This window comes from Noviherbaspirillum saxi, from assembly GCF_003591035.1.
GTDB classification, from domain to species: Bacteria; Pseudomonadota; Gammaproteobacteria; order Burkholderiales; family Burkholderiaceae_D; genus Noviherbaspirillum; species Noviherbaspirillum saxi.
The window spans coordinates 704264-720922 of sequence record NZ_QYUO01000001.1 but is presented as its reverse complement, the minus strand read 5'-3'; the positions used below and the strand labels follow the sequence as shown (position 1 = coordinate 720922).

The following is a 16659-nucleotide window of genomic DNA, read 5'->3' as shown; positions in this document are numbered from 1 at the left end:
CCTTCCCCCTGAAAGGGGGAAGGAGCCGTGCGGTGAGATGCTTAGAACAGATCTTCTTCCAGCGCCATCAGGTTCGCAGAACCCGAGCGTGCCTGACGAATCAGCATGGCGGTTTCAGGCTGCAGGCGGTTGAAGTAGAAGCGCGCAGTCGCCAGCTTGGCCTTGTAGAAGTTGTCGCCGGAATCCTGCTTCTCCAGCGCGATCTTCGCCATCTGCGCGAAGAAGTACGAGAACACCATGTGGCCGACCACGCGCAGGTAAGGCACGGCGGCGGCGCCGACTTCATCCTGGTTCTGGAAAGCCTTCATGCCGATTTCCATCGTCAGCTTGGTAACCTTGTCGCCCAGGTCGGCCAGTGGCGTGATGAATTCGGACATGGCTTCATTGGTGCCGTTTTCTTCGACGAAGGCTTGCACCTTGGCGCCGAACTTGCGCAGCTTCGCGCCGTTGTCCATCAGGATCTTGCGGCCCAGCAGGTCGAGCGACTGGATGGTGTTGGTGCCTTCATAGATCATGTTGATGCGGGCGTCGCGCACATACTGCTCCATGCCCCATTCGGAAATGAAGCCGTGGCCGCCGTATACCTGCATCGCTTCCGAGGTCGCGATCCAGCCGTTGTCGGTGAGGAAGGCCTTGATGATTGGAGTCAGCAATGCGACTTCGTCGGCGGCTTCCTTGCGGACTTCTTCATCTGGATGGTTCAGTTCGCGGTCGATCTGCAGCGCGACGTAGGAGCTGAATGCACGGCCGCCTTCGGCGAATGCACGCGCGGTCAGCAGCATGCGGCGCACGTCCGGATGCACGATGATCGGGTCGGCCGCCTTGTCCGGTGCCTTGACGCCGGACAGGCTGCGCATCTGCAGGCGATCCTTGGCATACACGACGGCGTTCTGGTAAGCGACTTCAGTCAAGCCCAGCGATTGCATGCCGACACCCAGGCGCGCTGCATTCATCATCACGAACATCGCGTTCAAGCCCTTGTTCGGCTCGCCAATCAGCCAGCCCTTGGCGCCATCCATATTCATCTGGCAGGTCGAGTTGCCATGGATGCCCATCTTTTCTTCGATCGCGCCGCAGAAGATTTTGTTACGCTCGCCCGGAGTGCCGTCGGCATTCGGGATGTACTTCGGAACCAGGAACAGCGAAATGCCCTTGGTGCCCGACGGTGCATCCGGCAGGCGCGCCAGCACCAGGTGAAGGATGTTGGCCGCCATTTCATGTTCACCGGCCGAGATGAAGATCTTGCCGCCGGAAATGCTGTACGAGCCGTCCGCCTGCGGCTCGGCTTTCGAGCGCAGCATGCCGAGGTCGGTGCCGCAATGCGGCTCGGTCAGGCACATGGTGCCGGTCCACTCGCCCGACACCAGCTTGGGCAGGTACACCGACTTCTGTTCCGGCGTGCCATGCTCGTGCAGGCACTCGTACGCGCCATGCGACAGGCCGGGGTACATGGTCCAGGCCTGGTTGGCCGAGTTCATCATTTCGTAGAACGAATTGTTGATCACAATCGGCAAACCTTGGCCGCCGAATTCGGGATCGCAGGACAGCGATGGCCAGCCGGCTTCGACGTACTGCTGGTACGCCTCTTTGAAGCCCTTCGGCGTGTGCACGACGTGGGTTTCCTTGTCGAGGCGGCAGCCTTCGCGGTCGCCGCTATGGTTCAGGGGAAATACTACTTGGGACGTAAACTTGCCACCCTCTTCCAGTACCTGGTTGATGATGTCCTTGTCGATCTCTGCGTGCTTCGGCAGTTGTTTGAACTCTTCTTCGACTTTCAGCAGTTCATGCAACACGAACTGCATGTCACGCAATGGAGCGACGTATTGACCCATGGTTATTTCTCCTGACGGCTAAACGATTAGGCTGTTTTCTTGACAGCGGATTTGGGGTTCGGTTTTGCAGCCGCTTCATGCCCTGATTGCACGGCGGACTGCTGGGGTTGATAACTCTTGATCAGGCGTTCGAACCCGACTTCGGCGCGATTGACGCTGCCGGGCAACTTCAGGAAACGCGCATCGTGGTGCAACGCTAAGATTAAACCGTACGTTTCGAAGACCAATTGATCCGGATCGGTATCGGCTGCCAAATGGCCCATCTCGATGGTTTGCACCACGCAGCGGCGCAGTGCGTTTTTCCATGCGCGCACCATACCGGCCAACTCTTCGCGGATCGCACCCGGGCGGTCGTCGTACTCGACGGCACCGCTGATGTAGATGCAGCCGGAAGCGATTTCCACCGATACGCGCTTGACCCAGCGGGCAAACATGCCCTTCAGACGGGGCAAGCCGCGCGGCTCCTTCATGCTGGGATAAAACACTTCCTGTTCGAAATGGTGGTGATACAACTTGACGACTTCGATCTGCAAATCTTCGCGCGATCCGAAATGCGCGAACACACCCGACTTACTCATGTTCATCTTGTCTGCAAGCAGACCGATGGTGAGGCCTTCCAATCCGTCACGGCTGGCCAGATCAAGCGCCACATCCAGGATCGCAGCACGGGTAAGTTCGCCTTTGCGCATTAGTTTTGTACTCGAGTCATTCATGTTGGTTGCCACGGAAGTGCCCTATCAAAATATTCAAAACCCAGCACGGCGAATAACCTGAAGCGAACGCTCGTACTATTATCTACCGAAGTATAAATGTCAAACAGGAACTTAGAGTGACGATTCTAGTTATGCACTGCAGCAAAAAACGCCATGCGAGCAGAGCGTGGAAGCGGGACGTCAACCAGTCAGTTTCCGGTTCAAAACTTGTCGATTTGCCGCCTGTCTCGTTTGGTTGGCCGGCCCTTGATGGTTTCGCCCGGCTCGCGGAAGAATTTTCTTTGTTCTGCTTTTTGGTCGCGTTCGGCAATGCTGCGTTCGGTTTCCTGGTACAGCGTCTGGGCAATGGCCGCCGAGCCGCGCTTGTCGGCTAGATCCTTCACCGTGACTTCCCACTCGGTCGAACCATTGTCGATTTCCAGCATATCGCCGGGTTTTACCCCTCGCGCCGGCTTGACGCGCTCGCCATTCAGGCGCACCTTGCCCCCGTCGACGGCATCGGTGGCCAAAGAACGTGTCTTGAAAAAACGAGCGGCCCAAAGCCATTTATCAACGCGGACGGAATCTGACATCATCTGTATATGCATGTAAGGCACCGCGCAGGAATAACTTGCACAATTTTGCTGGCCGTAGCGGGCGCGCTGCGGCGTTGCTCGTCGTCGCCATAGCTCGCTATGACTCCTCCTCCCGCCTTGCCGCGCATCCCGCCACGTCCGCCAAATTGCACACGTTATTCCTGCGCGGCGCCTAAGCATCGACATTTTATAGCGTGGGCGTGCTTTTTATATCGTGCGGCGCAATATAGGATGATAGCGGTCCGATTGAATCGGATTGATATCACCGCCATTTAGCCTGTAACGTCCGCATTTGCCAGGAAATCGGTTGCCGAAAATCAGCTAAAAACTTGTCCATACTATAATCGCCGCATACTGTACCAAATATCTTGCAGCTCACTATGAACGGACCAAACCTTGGCAACTGACGAACTCACCACCGCGCAGCTGAAAACATGGCTTGCCGACGTTGCACGCCGGGACCCCGTTGCATTTCGTTCACTGTATGACGCTACTTCAGCGAAACTGTTTGGCTTCACGCTGCGTATATTGAACAAGAGGGAACTGGCGGAAGAAGTTTTGCAAGAAAGTTTCGTTAACATCTGGAACAACGCTGCCAGTTACCAACCTGCCCTTGCTGCGCCGATGACGTGGATGACCACCATCGTACGCAACAAGACTTTCGACATGCTGCGCCGTCTTGACGCCACCGTTGAGATCGACGCGGACAACTTTGACAAAGACGTGATGGAAGCACTGGAAAGCCCCAATCCGACGCCTATCGAGGCGCTGCAGCTCAGCAGCGATGCAAAGGCATTGGCAAAGTGCTTTTCACGTCTGGAAGGCTTGCACCGACAGGCGATCGCGCTTGCGTTCTACCACGACCTGTCGCACAGCGAAGTTGCGGATCAGATGAAACTTCCGCTCGGCACCGTCAAGACCTGGATACGCCGCGGCCTTGAACGCCTGCGTCTTTGCCTGTCAAAGCTGGAGGGTGCATGAATCTCCAGCAACTCCGGCACAACGACACATTGCGCGAAAAACTGGCATCCGAATACGTATTGGGCACCTTGCGCAGCGGAGCACGCCGTCGTTTCGAAACCTGGCTGCGCGAGGACGCGGTATTGCAGCGCGCGGTCGCCGAATGGCAGGACCGGCTTAATCCGCTGGCCGAATTCGCGCCCGCTGTCGCGCCATCCGCACAGGTCTGGCAATCGATTGAAAAACAGCTGGATCTGCGCAGTGTGCGGGTCAATCAGTCGCGCCGTTCTTTCTGGCTCGGCCTGCGCGAAGACCTCAGCTTCTGGCGCGGACTCGGGATGGCATCCACTGCGCTGGCGACCATCCTTCTCACGGTGCTGCTGACCAGGTTGCCGGATACATCGGCGCCGACCACGTCCTATGTCGCGACACTGGCGAACGACAAGGCGCAGCCGATGATGGTGATTACCGGCGATGCGAAGCGCCGGCGCCTGACAGTGAAAGTCATTGCGCAGCAGGCGATCGCGGCGGACAAGAGCCTGGAATTGTGGGCGGTGCCGAAACAGGGTGCACCGCGCTCGCTGGGCCTGGTGGCCGCCGATGGCACGGTGACCCTGCCCCTGCCGGATAACGCGACGCCGGAATCGATCCCGGTGCTGGCGATCAGCCTGGAGCCGAAGGGCGGTTCGCCGAATCCGAATGCGCCGAGCGGACCGGTGATCTACACGGGCGCCTGGCTGCCGATCTAACGAGACGCGCCATTAACCGGCGAAGCGCCACGCCAGATGGACGCCGAGCGCCAGCAAGCCGATGAAGAAACAGCGCCGGAAGGTTTCGGCGCGCACCCGCGTGCGCACCGCTTGGCCGAGCAGCATGCCGCATAGCGCGGGCAGCAGCGAGGCCAGCGATGCACCGGCGACCGACATCTGGAAATTGCCCTGCACCGCGAGCACCGCAGCCAGTCCTAGCGTCGACACCGTAAAGGACAATCCAAGCGCCTGCACCAGTTCTTCCTTGTCCAGATCGAGCGCCTGCAAATAAGGCACGGCGGGCAGCACGAAAACGCCGGTTGCGGTGGCAACCACACCGGTGAGCGCACCGACGAGCGGCGATAACCAGGTCTCGGCATGCGCGGGCACCGAAAAGCGTTTTTTGCTCAAACCGACGATTGCATAGGCGATCAGCGCAACGCCGAGCAGCATGCTGTTTCTTTCGCTGGCGCCAGGATCAAGCGCAACTGCGCTGAAGCAGGTGCCGGCACAAAAACCGAGCAGCATCGTCCACAGCCGGCGCAGCAAGGGAAGGATGCGGGGGCCGGCCAGCAACTGCCAGATATTCGTGACCAGCGAAGGCACGACCAGCAGCGACACGGCCTGTACCGGCGTCATGACCAGGCCGAGCAGGCCGATTGCGACCGTCGGCAGACCCAGCCCGATCACGCCCTTGACGAAGCCCGCCAGCAGGAAGGTCGCGGCGATCGCGGCATTGAGCCAGAACAGGCCTTCGCTCATGACTGGCTGGCCTTGAGTTCGGTGCGCACCGCCGTTGCCGCAGCGGCGTCCTGCTTCGGCTTAAGCCGGGTGACCCCCAACATCACCAGCGCCAGTCCGGCCAACTGGAGCGCAGACAAGGTTTCTCCCAGCAATGCCCAAGCGGCGAACACGGTCAATACCGGACCCAGGGTGCCGACCGCTGCCGCCTGCGCGGCGCCAAGACGCTGGATCGCGAGCGACAGCCAGTAAATCGGCAAGGCGGTCGAAAGCACGGCCATCAGGAGCGACCAGGTGAACACGGGCATCGGCAATTGCGGCAGGCTGAGCGGATGGCCGAACAGCAGAAAGTGGCCGAGCACCAGCACGCAGGATGCACTTCCTGCCAGTCCGGCGAGCCGCATCGAACCAATGCGCTTTACCAGGTCGCCGGTACCGAGGTAATACAGTGCGTAAGTCAACGCACTGGCAAATACCCATGCTGCGCCGGTCAACACGTCGGTGCCCGCCCCTGCTTGCTGCAGGTCGTGGCTAACCGCAATCCCCAGTCCCACATAGCAGATCAACATCGCTTGCCATGCACGTGCCGACGGCGCGCGGCGGGTGCGGCAGGCGTCGAACAGCAGCACCATCGTTGGATAGAGATACAAAATCAGGCGCTCGAGACCGGCGGTGATATAGGTCAGTCCATGGAAATCGAACAGACTGGACAGATAGTAGCCGAGCAGCGCCAGTACCCAGACCCGCGTTACGTCGCCGCGCGACAAGGGCTGCGTTCCGGGCGTCCGGCTTTTCCAGATCAGCCATAGAAACAAAGGCAACGCAAATGCCATGCGCAGGGCCAGCAGCGTCAGCGGTTCGACCGGGTGGGCAGCATAGGCGAGCTTGACGAAGACCGCCTTGAGCGAAAAGCCGGCGGCCGCCAGCACGGCGTATAAGCGACCATCTGCCGCCCATCGCGCGGCGATATCGACCATGGCTGGCTTGTTTTGCACAATTTCAGACATATTGATTCCAGTTACTCTGTTTTCCTTATTCTGGCGCGAAGTCTGGCTTGATAAAATGCGTATTTCCTGTAGATAGCCTTCGCGTACGAAGAAAACATGCATTTCGATCTGACCGATTTGCGTTTATTGATTGCCATCGCGGAAGCCGGCAGCCTGAGCCGCGCGGCGGCGGCATTCCCGATCGCATTGTCGGCGGCCAGCAACCGCCTGCGCCTTCTTGAGCACAGGATCGGAATCACGCTATTTGTGCGGCACGCGGATGGCATGACGCCGACGCCGGCAGGCCGTATCGCACTGGACCATGCACGCCGGGTAGTCACGGAATCGCAGCAGCTGGGCGACGCGCTGGCAGCGCTCACAGGCCAGCAACGCGTCCAGATTCGTCTGGCAGCCAACACGGTGGCGAACAGCACCTTCCTGCCGCCTGCGCTGGGGCCTTTCCTGAATGATTTTCCTGAAGTCGATTTGCAGATCGATGAGCTTCCCAGCCAGCACATCATCCGGGCGTTGCTGGCGGAGGAAACCGATGTCGGCGTACTTGACGGCAATCTGCCGTTGGAAGGGATCGTGTCGTTACCGTTTCGGCACGACCGCCTTGTCTTGTTTGTTCCGCAAGCCAATCCTTTGGCCAAACTCGGCCATTGCATGTTGCGTGAAGCACTGGGCTTTGCCTTTGTCGGCATGCCGGCCGAACGGGCATTGCAGCGCTTCGTGGAAGACATGGCGACGATGCTGGGCAAACCGCTGACGGTCCGGGTGCGGGCGCCCGGTTTTTTCGCGATTGCCCAATTGGTCGCACAAGGCGTCGGGGTGGCGATCCTGCCGGAAGCGGCGGCGATCCGGCATAGCGTCGGCACGCCGACCGCCATCGTCGCACTGGACGATGCCTGGGCAACCCGCGAGTTGCGCCTGTGCGTACGCAGTCTCGACAAGCTTTCCGCACAGGCCAGGCAACTGGTGGCTTATCTCACCGAAGGCGGCGAGCGATAAACCGCGTCACGTCGCGGCTTATCGTGCTTATTGGGCCCTGGCTTGCAGCGCCTTCGTCACTTCCATCTGTCCCTGCTGATGACCCGCGACCGGGACGATTTCGCCGCTCCGGTCATGGAGTTTATCGAGGTTCGCAACCAGCAGTTCAACCGCATCGGGACGGCCCCCGATATGCACGCCATCGCTCAGCGTGATGCTGGAACGCGAGAACGTGCCTGCACCGGCACACAGCACGGTCTTGGTCGGCGCGTCGGCGGACACCAGGTAGAGCATGCCCGGAGTCACGCTTTCCGGCGTCAACTGGGCGAGCACTTCGGCACTCATCAAGTCTTCCGTCATGCGCGTCGCCGCAGTCGGCGCCAGGCAATTGACGCGGATGCCGTATTTCTCGCCTTCGATACCGAGCGTCTGCATCAGGCCAACCAGCGCCATCTTGGCCGCGCCGTAGTTGGCCTGACCAAAATTGCCGAACAGGCCGGACGATGACGTGGTCATCACGATGCGGCCGTAGTTCTGCTGCTTCATGATTTCCCATACTGCCTTGGTGCAATGCACTGCACCCATCAAATGCACATCGACGATCGCGCGAAAATCCTCGATACTCATCTTTGAAAAGCTCTTATCGCGCAGGAAGCCGGCATTGTTCACCAGGATATCGATACGTCCCCATTCGCGCATGGTGTGCTCGACCATCTCCTGCACGGCGGCCGGATCGGTGACGGACGCGGCACTCGCGATCGCCTGCCCGCCGGCTGCGCGGATTTCGGCAACGACGCGCTCCGCCGCGGATTGTTCGTTACCCGATCCGTCGCGTGCAACGCCGAGATCGTTGACAACGACTTTTGCGCCGCGCGCAGCCAGTTGCAAGGCATGGGAGCGTCCAAGTCCGCCTCCCGCGCCTGTCACGATGGCGACCTGACCATCGAAGCGAATTTGAGCGGAAGTAGAAGACGTATGTGTAGTCATGGTGATGGCAAACAATCAAAAAGGAGGGGAATAAATAGCCGCAAAGAAACTTTAATGGTAAGCGGAAAATGATTTTCGCGAGCAACCCAATAAATCTGTCGGCGCATAGTGTCGATGGGTGGGGGCGTTTTCTATCGCTATCGACGATAGTGAACCTGCATCGTGGCTACACGTCTCAAGGAAGTAAGGCCGGCCGCGGAGAACCACATACCGACACCAATTCAATTAACCATTTGCAAGGAGCGACCTCGATGAATCTACTGCTTACCGGACACCACGTTGATATCAGCCCTTCCCTGCGCGAATATGTAGAGAACAAGCTGGACCGTGTTATCCGCCACTTCGATCAAATCATCGATATTGCCGTCGTGCTCGGGATAGAAAAACCGTCCGAGAAAGACAAGCGACAGCGCGCAGAAGTGAACCTGCGCTTGAAGGGCAATATCATCCACCTGGATCACTATGCGGAAAATCTGTATGCCGCCATCGACGGGTTGATCGACAAACTGGATCGCCAGGTTGTCCGGCACAAGGACAAGCTGCAAGACCACAAGCGCGCAGCCTTGAAGCATGTGAGCGGGGAGATGTCGGCAGGGGAAGATCGTTCCGAAGGGTTTTGAGGACAGGCGGCCGGCGTGAGCCGGCCGGGGGAAAACATCGGAGAGAAAAGCGAATGCGCCTGCGGACGCAGTTCCGGTCAGCCCGGCGATGCAGGTTGCGACGTCAGCAGGTTGGCATCGCGGATCAACACCCAGCGGCCATCGGCTTGTTTCCGGAAGATCGTCAGCGTATTGCCGCATCGGCGCATCGGCAAACCATTGCGGAGCGGCGTGACGTTGACGCAAAGATGAGTCCAGCAATACGCCAGCTTGCCCATGATCTGCAATTCTTCGATCGTACCTTCCGGTTCGATACGGAACTGCTGCAAACCCTCGCGAAATGCGTCCAGAAAGGCTTCCCTGCCACGCATGGGAGGCTGTCCCGGCGTCAGAAAGATGACATCGTCCGACATCAGCGGACCCAAGGCCTCTACATTGCCGTTCGCGGTCGCGTTGTGCCAGTCGGAAAAAAGTTTTCGGATGGCTTGTTCATCGGTATCCATTGGGTGCCTCCCTGAAAAAATTCAGCTTGCCAGTTCGGGCCATGCTGCGTTGAGCAGCCTGGGCAGCAGCTCGCCAGCCCTGCCGCGCAACACATATGGTGCAATGTCGCCATGGCTGGTCGGTTCAGGATTGATTTGTACCACGGTACGCCCGCATGAATGCGCATACCAGTTCCAGACGGTGACCGGAGCGCGACGAATGGCTTCCGGCGTTGCCGGATTCTCGGCCCGGAATGTTGCCCAGATGCCGCTTTCGGCGGATACGCCCGCACCGGTAAATACGGCGATATGACGGGCGGCGCGCAATTTGTCCAGCTGGACACTATCGAAAGACATGGCAGGCGATCGGGGCGAGAAAGATGGCACGGTAAGGGCAGTATAGCGCCGCCCCTGCCCGTGTCGACGCCTGCGGCAGAATTGCTATCCTGCCGCACACTCCTGTCCCGTGACTGGCGTACGCGGCCGCATTGCGAGCATGACCACGGCGGCCAGCACCATCGCGCCTCCGATCAACTGCCCGCTGCTGACGGTTTCGGCAAGAAGCACCACGCCCAGGCAAAGGGTGATCACCGGTTCCAGCGTTGAAATGATCGATGCCTGCGATGCACCGACATATTTGATGCCGACCAAGAAAGACGCGACAGCGATCAGCGAAGCCACCGCGATGGCTCCGATGCCTAGCCATGCGGTCATCGATGTCGGCAGGGCCGCGCCTTCGGCTAATGCGAACATGCCGTTGCCCATCGCTGCGGCGCTCATGATCACCAGCGTGCCGACCAGGGGATCGGTGCCTTCCATGATGCGGCCGCCGAGCAGGATATACACCGCATAGATGGCGGCGGCGGCCAGGCCCAGAACGATCCCCAACGGCTGGCCCTGCAAATCGCCGCCAAGCATGATGGCCATGCCGGCAATCGCGGCAATCAGCAGCACGAAAGTACGCCGGTCAAGCTTTTCAGATCCGAAGGTAACGGCAAGCGCCGTCACCAGTACCGGATAAACATACAGCAGCAAGCCAACCAGGCCGCTGCTCGCATGCATGAGCGCCGTGAAGTAGGACTGCGATTGCGCGGTGTACAAGGTCCCCATTACCGCAAGCCCGGCCATGGTTCGCGCGCGCGGCAGCTTGATGCCGCGCATCAGCAGAACCGGCAACAGCAGCGCCACTGCAATGGCGAAACGCAGTGTCAACAGCATGCTCGGGGTAACGCCGGCGGCATAGGCCATATTGGCAAAAATGGCCATGCTGCCGAAACCGAAGGCAGACAGCAGGATCAGGGCGATGGCGGCGGCGCGAGACATGCTCACATCCTTTCAGGGTAAAAATGATTGAGGGTCGAATAGGATCTCAAATCGGATCGAAGAAGTTTATGGTCTTGCCTTGAACCTCACAAATCAATATTCTTCGATGCAAGCCCTAATTAAATTGAGCCTTGAATGGAATATCGCCTTCCCCCCTTACCCGCCGTGCGCGCATTCGAAGCCGCCGCCCGCCATGGCGGCTTCCAAGCTGCCGGAGAAGAACTGCATGTGTCAGCCGGCGCCGTCGCGCATCAGGTGAAGCAGTTGGAAAGCTGGCTGGGAGTCACCCTGTTCCAGCGCATGGCGCGCGGTGTCATCCTCACGCCCGCCGGGCGTCAATATGCGGAAAGATTGCGTCCCCTGCTCAATGGCTTGATGGAAGCGTCGGAAGCGGTGCGCCGGCATGGCGACGACAGAGTGGTGACCGTGACTTCGGTACCTTCACTGGTGACGCGCTGGCTGTTGCCGCGCCTGGGGAGATTGCGTGAACGCCATCCGGAAATCGACATGCGGGTGCTGGCATCGATTCATCCCGTTAACTTTTTGCATGAAGGCGTGGATGTCGCGATACGGCTGGGAACCGGCCCCTACCCGGGACTGAAAGCCGATCTGCTGATGGAAGAGTGGTTTTCCGCGGTCTGCAGTCCGGCGTTCAAGAAGGCCGCGCCGGACCTGCAGGAGCCAGTCGACCTGCTGCGTTTTCCACTGCTGCACGACGAGTTGGAACCGCGCATCCCGCATGAACTGAACTGGAAGCAATGGCTGCGCCACTTCGGCGTCAATTACACCGGCAGCATGCGGCCGAGTTTTTCGCACACCTACCTGACGCTGGAGGCGGCCGCCAATCACCAGGGCGTGGCGATCGCATCCGAACCCTTCATCGCCGAAGATTTGCGCAGCGAACGGCTGGTGAGGCTGTTTCCACAGCGCGTGCTGGGGCCCTACCGTTTCCATTTGCTGCGTCCGGCGGAAGCCGAAGCCAAGCCGGCGGTGCGCGCCTTTTGCGACTGGATCATGGCGGAAGCCGCCAGTGACCCGAGTTCGCCAGGTTAACACCCGCAGAGGATCTCGCTGTTTCCCTGCGAGCCTTGCGTGCCGGAAGTCGGATATCCGTCGCGCTTCCACCAGTCCAGCCCGCCCATCAATTCCTTGACCTTGAACCCGAGACGCGTCATGTTGAGCGCGCCCTTGGTCGATGCATTGCAGCCTATGCCATCGCAATAGGTGACGATCAGCGCATCGCGGTCCAGCTGCACGGTGCTCGCTTCGGACATGGTCCGGTGCGGCACATTGATCGCACCGGGGATGTGCTCGATCGCATACACCTCGGCGGAGCGCGTATCGATCACGATGATCTTCTCGTTGGCTTTGAGTGCGGCATTCAAGTCCGAGGAATCGATTTCATATGCCAGCTTGTCGAGGTAATGTTGCAGCTGTGCCTGCATGGTGCATCCTTTCTTTGCAATGGTGAATCAGGAAGATGCAAACATGGTATCGTCAATTGGTTTGTCATTTCATACCAATTCCACCGACGCGACCATACTATTTATGCTGACCGTTTCTCGTCCCGTCGCCGGGGTGCTGCTCACCCTGCTCGAACAAAGCGGCGATGCGCGCATGGCATTGTCGACCCGGCTTTACCGGGCGATACGCAGCGCGATCCTTGACGGCACCTTGCCCTCGGGCGAGCGATTGCCGTCGACGCGCGCGCTGGCCGCGGATCTTGCCTTGTCGCGCAGCACCGCCGAAACGGCGTATGCGCAGCTCGAAGAGGAAGGTTATCTGGTGCGCCAGACGGGGAATGGCAGTTTCGTACGCAAGGGAGCTGCACCGGAGACCGATGGCCACCCCTTGTCGCCGTCGTCCGCGACCGGTCTCCAGGCTGTATCGCTGGCAAGCCTGTCGCGGCGCGGTCAGCAAATCGCGCTCATGGGCGGCTGTATCGATGCACGCGAGATACGCGCATTCTCTGCCGGGATGCCGGCGCTCGACAGCTTTCCCGCCGCCGTATGGCAACGCTTGCTGTCGCGCCATGCCCGCCATGAGCCGCTCGCGTGGATGGGCTACGGCGACCAGCAGGGATTGCCGTTGCTGCGCGAAGCGATTGCACAATACCTGTGCCTGTCGCGCGGCGTCGACTGCGATGCCGACCAAGTGATCGTACTGACCAGCTCGCAACAGGCACTGACGCTGGTGGCGATGATGATGCTCGATGAAGGCGACGCGGTGTGGATGGAAGACCCCGGCTATCGCGGCGCACAGACTGCCTTCAGCGGTGCGGGCGCCACGCTGGTGCCGGTGCCGGTGGACGCGGATGGCATGGTGATCGACCAGGCGCTGAGCATGAATGCACAGGCCAGGCTGGCCTATGTCACGCCCTCTCATCAGTATCCGCTCGGCGCCACGCTGAGCCTGTCGCGCCGCCTGCAGCTCATAGAATGGGCCTGCCGCGACAACGGATGGATCGTGGAAGACGACTATGACAGCGAATTCCACTATGACAGCCGCCCGGTGGCGGCGATCCACGGACTCGACCGGCAGCAGCGGGTGCTCTATATCGGCACCTTTTCCAAGGTCCTGTTTCCCGGCGCGCGGATCGCCTATCTGGTGGTGCCGAAACCGATGGTGAACGCGTTCGTGATGGCGCGCAGCCAGGTGGATGGCCATACCTCGCCCTTGATGCAGGCGGTACTGGCCGACTTCATGCGCGAAGGTCATTTCATGGCGCATGTACGGCGCATGCGCGAGCTGTATCGGGCGCGGCGCGACATCTTCATGGAAGAGCTGCAGCGCCATGCCGAGAACCGCCTCTTGCCCCAGGCTTCGCAAGGCGGGTTGCAGACTTCCTGCCTGCTGGCTGATCAGCGCCTGTCGGACAAGCGCCTGGCAGGCATTGCGGCCGACGCCGGTATCGACCTGCCCTTGCTGTCGCGGCTGTATCGCGGCACTGATCAACGCCATGGCTTCGTGATGGGATTCAGTGCACTGGCGCCCGGCGATATCCGTCACGGCATGACGCAGCTGTCCCGGATTCTTGCCTGACTCGAAATTGTCCGCGATTACTCGACATAGCGGCCAAGGGTAATGATGCGCAAAATACTCTTGTATAGGAAATACGCGGCGCCGTACCACGCACGCTCATACCAGGGAATGTTGACGTAATCTTCCATGCGTATCGTAACGCCCTCATCGATCGCATTTTCGATATGCACGCGCAGCGCATGGGCAAACTTCGGTTCGCGCACCACGACGTTGGCTTCGTGATTGACGAACAGGCTCAATCCATCCCAGTTGCTTGATCCCACCGTGGCCCAGTCGTCGTCGATGACCGCGACCTTGCCATGCAATTGCGTCTTGCGATATTCGACCACCCGCACACCGCTCTTGAGCAGCTTGGGGTAAAACGAATGGGCCACCGCATCCTGGATGCGAAACTGGCCTACTCCGATCAGCAAGGTGACGTCGACACCGCGGCGCGCGGCGGCGGCAAGTCCGTCGCGCAGCTTGCGACCCGGCGCGAAATACGGATTGGCAAGCACCGCCCGGTGGTGCGCATTGCCCAGCGCCTTCAGGTAGGTACGCTGTATGGTGCGGCGATTGCGCAGGTTATCGCGCAACACCAGCGCCGCCATCGCGGCGCCATCTTCGATGATAGGGTTGGCTATGCGGCGATCGCGAAACCGCTCCCAGCGAAAACGCAAATGCAGGCCATTGAGCAGCCGCCATTGCGACTGCAATTCTTCATGAATGGCAGCGACCAGCGGCCCATGGATGCGCACCGCGAAATCCCAGCGCGGCGCAGGCAGCGGAATCGCAAAGCCGTCATCGGAGATATAGTCGTCGTTGATATTCAAGCCGCCCAGAAACGCGACTTCGCGATCGACCACGCACATCTTGCGATGGGTACGGGCAACGCCGCGACGACACCAGGCGTTGAACACACGATAATTGACGCCGCCCTTTTGCAATCGCTTGTTCAGTTCGGCCGAGTGCCGATGCCCGGTACCGACCCAGTCGGTGATGACATTGACGGCAACGCCGCGCGCTGCGGCGCGCACCAGCGCATCCTTCACCTGCAGGCCGGTGGCGTCGAGCGTGAAGATGTAGGTTTCGAGGAAGACTTCGAAACGCGCGTTGTCAATAGCGCCAATCAGTGCGGGGAAAAATTCCGCGCCGCAATGAAGAAGTCCGACTCTGTTATGGGCGATGAATTCAACCGGACGCATAACCGCGGAAACCCCTTGGTGATATGTACGCTGCGATTTTATCGCGTCCAGTTATGGGCGGCTCATTTCAGTTCAAGCGACGCGACAATCGGTGCGTGATCGGAAAGTTTTGCCCACAACGCGCCGTGCAACACTTCCGCGGTTTCTATGTGCAGGCCGCGCACATAAATGCGGTCTAGGCGCAGCCAGGGCAAGGCTGCGGGAAAGGTGCGGGCCGGCTTCATCTTGGGACCGCGTCCGCTCAGTGTGCGCAGGTAGGCACCAAAACCGCGAGTCGGCAGATTATCGTCAAACACTTCGGTAACGCCAAGCCGGTTGCGCAGCGTCGCGCTCAACTGGTTCGTCCAGTCGTTGAAATCGCCGGCGATGATCAGCGGCGCATCGGACGGCGACGATTTGGCGACCGCTTCGATCAGGGCCTCCGTCTGGCGCTTGCGGCTGCCCGCGAACAAGCCGAGATGAATGACATAACAATGCAGTTGCGTTTGGGGCGTATCGACCACGCAGCGCAGGATGCCGCGCGCTTCGTATGCATGGTCCGACACGTCCTGATTGGTCGACGACAGAATCGGATAGCGGCTCAGCAATGCGTTGCCATGATGACCGTGGTCATACACTGCATTCATGCCGTACACCGCTTGATGGGAATCGCCGGCGAGGAACTGGTGCTGCTCCTGCTCCGGCCACAGCGATGCATGCCTGGTGGCGAATTTGTCGTGCCGTCCCTGGACTTCCTGCAAAAACAGGATATCGGCTTCCATCGAAGCCAGTGCCTGCTTCAGTGCATGCACCCGTGGCATGCTGCGCAGCGAGCTGACGCCTTTGTGTATGTTGTACGTTGCGATCCGAAGTTTCATTCCGTCATTCTGGTTTTCAGGCAACGGGCCGGGCGAGCGGCCGCATACCGTTTTTTAAACTGACCGCGTTAGGCCGGCTCGCGGTTCAGTCGGGTGTACTGTATTTCGGCAACTGCAGAATCGCTTCCGCATTCGACGGTGAAAAGCATTTATCGGCTGCTTCGCGGTAGGGCAGCCACATATGCCGCACATGTTCAAGCGGCGCGAGGATGATCGCAATCTCTCGCGGCACCCGCAAGCCGAATACATGCTCGGTGTTCCTGGTGATACCCGGCGCATAGCGATGACGCCATACCGGATAGATTTCATAAACGTTAGAGAGTTTCCAGTCGCACAGATTGCCGGCCAATACGAAGTTGGATGCCTGGAACTGGGGCGAAGTTTCATCGGCGATGCGAATGCCGGTTTCCTCAAAGACTTCGCGGATCGCGGTCTGGCGCAAAGCTTCGTCGTCCGTATCCTTAGAACCGGTGACCGATTGCCAGAAGCCGGGCTTGTCGGCGCGCTCGATCAGCAAAACATCCAGTTCGGCACTGTGGATAACGACGAGGACGGATTCGGGGATCTTGTAGGGCTTGTGCATGTAAATCGCTTAAGTGGCGCTTGCTCTGTGGCTTGGCAAAAACCATGACTGCGGAC

At 59.7% G+C, this 16659-nt stretch carries 19 protein-coding genes; 6 read left to right on the top strand and 13 right to left on the bottom strand.

Annotated elements, in window-relative coordinates; translation table 11 throughout:
- Window positions 1-41: 41 nt before the first annotated feature.
- From D3871_RS03555 to D3871_RS03545, 3 genes are all read right to left on the bottom strand, one after another.
- Window positions 42-1832, bottom strand: a complete 1791-nt coding sequence (locus D3871_RS03555; protein ID WP_119767646.1) for an acyl-CoA dehydrogenase C-terminal domain-containing protein — start codon at window positions 1830-1832, stop codon at window positions 42-44.
- Window positions 1833-1858: 26 nt separating this feature from the next.
- Window positions 1859-2521, bottom strand: coding sequence for a TetR/AcrR family transcriptional regulator (locus D3871_RS03550; RefSeq protein WP_119767645.1), 663 nt, complete (start codon window positions 2519-2521; stop codon window positions 1859-1861).
- A gap of 224 nt (window positions 2522-2745) precedes the next feature.
- A complete protein-coding gene (locus D3871_RS03545) occupies window positions 2746-3117 on the bottom strand; it encodes an RNA-binding S4 domain-containing protein (protein WP_119769865.1) in 372 nt (123 codons plus the stop codon).
- A gap of 399 nt (window positions 3118-3516) precedes the next feature.
- Here D3871_RS03545 and D3871_RS03540 point away from each other — a divergent pair, with 399 nt between their 5' ends.
- A complete protein-coding gene (locus D3871_RS03540; RefSeq protein ID WP_119767644.1) occupies window positions 3517-4101 on the top strand; it encodes a sigma-70 family RNA polymerase sigma factor in 585 nt (194 codons plus the stop codon).
- Complete coding sequence (locus D3871_RS03535) at window positions 4098-4829, top strand: anti-sigma factor (RefSeq protein ID WP_119767643.1); 732 nt, start codon at window positions 4098-4100, stop codon at window positions 4827-4829. Before D3871_RS03540 ends, D3871_RS03535 begins: the two co-directional genes overlap by 4 nt.
- Window positions 4830-4841: 12 nt before the next feature.
- Here D3871_RS03535 and D3871_RS03530 read toward each other — a convergent pair whose 3' ends face one another.
- Both D3871_RS03530 and D3871_RS03525 read right to left on the bottom strand, forming a co-directional pair.
- Window positions 4842-5591, bottom strand: a complete 750-nt coding sequence (locus D3871_RS03530) for a sulfite exporter TauE/SafE family protein (protein WP_119767642.1) — start codon at window positions 5589-5591, stop codon at window positions 4842-4844.
- Window positions 5588-6577: a DMT family transporter gene (locus D3871_RS03525; protein WP_233575502.1), complete on the bottom strand. Its 990-nt coding sequence runs from the start codon at window positions 6575-6577 to the stop codon at window positions 5588-5590. Before D3871_RS03525 ends, D3871_RS03530 begins: the two co-directional genes overlap by 4 nt.
- 96 nt (window positions 6578-6673) lie before the next feature.
- Between D3871_RS03525 and D3871_RS03520 the strand changes: the two genes are divergently transcribed.
- Window positions 6674-7567 carry a LysR family transcriptional regulator gene (locus D3871_RS03520; RefSeq protein WP_119767641.1) on the top strand — a complete coding sequence of 298 codons (894 nt, stop codon included), beginning with the start codon at window positions 6674-6676 and terminating at the stop codon, window positions 7565-7567.
- A 27-nt stretch (window positions 7568-7594) separates the two neighbouring features.
- On the opposite strand, the gene D3871_RS03515 is transcribed toward D3871_RS03520, so the two are convergent.
- On the bottom strand, window positions 7595-8533 hold the full coding sequence (locus tag D3871_RS03515; protein WP_119769863.1) for an SDR family NAD(P)-dependent oxidoreductase: 939 nt from the start codon (window positions 8531-8533) through the stop codon (window positions 7595-7597).
- A 251-nt stretch (window positions 8534-8784) separates the two neighbouring features.
- Between D3871_RS03515 and hpf the strand changes: the two genes are divergently transcribed.
- Complete coding sequence (gene hpf / locus D3871_RS03510; RefSeq protein ID WP_119767640.1) at window positions 8785-9153, top strand: ribosome hibernation-promoting factor, HPF/YfiA family; 369 nt, start codon at window positions 8785-8787, stop codon at window positions 9151-9153.
- A 77-nt stretch (window positions 9154-9230) separates the two neighbouring features.
- Here hpf and D3871_RS03505 read toward each other — a convergent pair whose 3' ends face one another.
- The 3 genes from D3871_RS03505 to D3871_RS03495 all read right to left on the bottom strand — a co-directional run bounded on the left by D3871_RS03505 (window position 9231) and on the right by D3871_RS03495 (window position 10937).
- Window positions 9231-9635 (bottom strand): YybH family protein, encoded by a 405-nt coding sequence (locus tag D3871_RS03505; protein WP_119767639.1) that lies wholly within the window; start codon window positions 9633-9635, stop codon window positions 9231-9233.
- Window positions 9636-9656: 21 nt separating this feature from the next.
- Complete coding sequence (locus tag D3871_RS30475; protein WP_199724724.1) at window positions 9657-9971, bottom strand: SIR2 family NAD-dependent protein deacylase; 315 nt, start codon at window positions 9969-9971, stop codon at window positions 9657-9659.
- An 84-nt stretch (window positions 9972-10055) separates the two neighbouring features.
- Window positions 10056-10937: a DMT family transporter gene (locus D3871_RS03495; protein ID WP_119767638.1), complete on the bottom strand. Its 882-nt coding sequence runs from the start codon at window positions 10935-10937 to the stop codon at window positions 10056-10058.
- A 135-nt stretch (window positions 10938-11072) separates the two neighbouring features.
- On the opposite strand from D3871_RS03495, the gene gcvA reads away from it, so the two are divergent.
- Window positions 11073-11990 (top strand): transcriptional regulator GcvA, encoded by a 918-nt coding sequence (gene gcvA, locus D3871_RS03490; RefSeq protein WP_119767637.1) that lies wholly within the window; start codon window positions 11073-11075, stop codon window positions 11988-11990.
- On the opposite strand, the gene D3871_RS03485 is transcribed toward gcvA, so the two are convergent.
- Window positions 11987-12382, bottom strand: a complete 396-nt coding sequence (locus D3871_RS03485; RefSeq protein WP_119767636.1) for a rhodanese-like domain-containing protein — start codon at window positions 12380-12382, stop codon at window positions 11987-11989. The genes gcvA and D3871_RS03485 overlap by 4 nt on opposite strands.
- A gap of 43 nt (window positions 12383-12425) precedes the next feature.
- On the opposite strand from D3871_RS03485, the gene pdxR reads away from it, so the two are divergent.
- A complete protein-coding gene (pdxR, locus tag D3871_RS03480) occupies window positions 12426-13979 on the top strand; it encodes a MocR-like pyridoxine biosynthesis transcription factor PdxR (RefSeq protein WP_199724723.1) in 1554 nt (517 codons plus the stop codon).
- Between the two features lie 17 nt (window positions 13980-13996).
- Here the strand turns inward: pdxR and clsB are convergent, their stop codons facing one another.
- From clsB to nudB, 3 genes are all read right to left on the bottom strand, one after another.
- A complete protein-coding gene (gene clsB / locus D3871_RS03475) occupies window positions 13997-15163 on the bottom strand; it encodes a cardiolipin synthase ClsB (protein WP_119767635.1) in 1167 nt (388 codons plus the stop codon).
- A gap of 62 nt (window positions 15164-15225) precedes the next feature.
- Window positions 15226-16020: an endonuclease/exonuclease/phosphatase family protein gene (locus D3871_RS03470; protein WP_119767634.1), complete on the bottom strand. Its 795-nt coding sequence runs from the start codon at window positions 16018-16020 to the stop codon at window positions 15226-15228.
- An 85-nt stretch (window positions 16021-16105) separates the two neighbouring features.
- Window positions 16106-16603, bottom strand: a complete 498-nt coding sequence (nudB, locus tag D3871_RS03465; protein WP_199724722.1) for a dihydroneopterin triphosphate diphosphatase — start codon at window positions 16601-16603, stop codon at window positions 16106-16108.
- Window positions 16604-16659 lie beyond the last annotated feature (56 nt).

Coding starts and splice junctions, on each gene's coding strand:
- D3871_RS03495 (WP_119767638.1), bottom strand. CDS start 10,937: ATGTCTCGCGCCGCCGCCATCGCCCTGATCCTGCTGTCTGCCTTCGGT.
- D3871_RS03505 (WP_119767639.1), bottom strand. CDS start 9,635: ATGGATACCGATGAACAAGCCATCCGAAAACTTTTTTCCGACTGGCAC.
- D3871_RS03525 (WP_233575502.1), bottom strand. CDS start 6,577: ATGTCTGAAATTGTGCAAAACAAGCCAGCCATGGTCGATATCGCCGCG.
- hpf (WP_119767640.1), top strand. CDS start 8,785: ATGAATCTACTGCTTACCGGACACCACGTTGATATCAGCCCTTCCCTG.
- D3871_RS03550 (WP_119767645.1), bottom strand. CDS start 2,521: ATGCGCAAAGGCGAACTTACCCGTGCTGCGATCCTGGATGTGGCGCTT.
- D3871_RS03520 (WP_119767641.1), top strand. CDS start 6,674: ATGCATTTCGATCTGACCGATTTGCGTTTATTGATTGCCATCGCGGAA.
- D3871_RS03515 (WP_119769863.1), bottom strand. CDS start 8,533: ATGACTACACATACGTCTTCTACTTCCGCTCAAATTCGCTTCGATGGT.
- D3871_RS30475 (WP_199724724.1), bottom strand. CDS start 9,971: ATGTCTTTCGATAGTGTCCAGCTGGACAAATTGCGCGCCGCCCGTCAT.
- D3871_RS03545 (WP_119769865.1), bottom strand. CDS start 3,117: ATGTCAGATTCCGTCCGCGTTGATAAATGGCTTTGGGCCGCTCGTTTT.
- D3871_RS03485 (WP_119767636.1), bottom strand. CDS start 12,382: ATGCAGGCACAGCTGCAACATTACCTCGACAAGCTGGCATATGAAATC.
- clsB (WP_119767635.1), bottom strand. CDS start 15,163: ATGCGTCCGGTTGAATTCATCGCCCATAACAGAGTCGGACTTCTTCAT.
- D3871_RS03530 (WP_119767642.1), bottom strand. CDS start 5,591: ATGAGCGAAGGCCTGTTCTGGCTCAATGCCGCGATCGCCGCGACCTTC.
- D3871_RS03535 (WP_119767643.1), top strand. CDS start 4,098: ATGAATCTCCAGCAACTCCGGCACAACGACACATTGCGCGAAAAACTG.
- gcvA (WP_119767637.1), top strand. CDS start 11,073: ATGGAATATCGCCTTCCCCCCTTACCCGCCGTGCGCGCATTCGAAGCC.
- nudB (WP_199724722.1), bottom strand. CDS start 16,603: ATGCACAAGCCCTACAAGATCCCCGAATCCGTCCTCGTCGTTATCCAC.
- pdxR (WP_199724723.1), top strand. CDS start 12,426: ATGGTATCGTCAATTGGTTTGTCATTTCATACCAATTCCACCGACGCG.
- D3871_RS03555 (WP_119767646.1), bottom strand. CDS start 1,832: ATGGGTCAATACGTCGCTCCATTGCGTGACATGCAGTTCGTGTTGCAT.
- D3871_RS03470 (WP_119767634.1), bottom strand. CDS start 16,020: ATGAAACTTCGGATCGCAACGTACAACATACACAAAGGCGTCAGCTCG.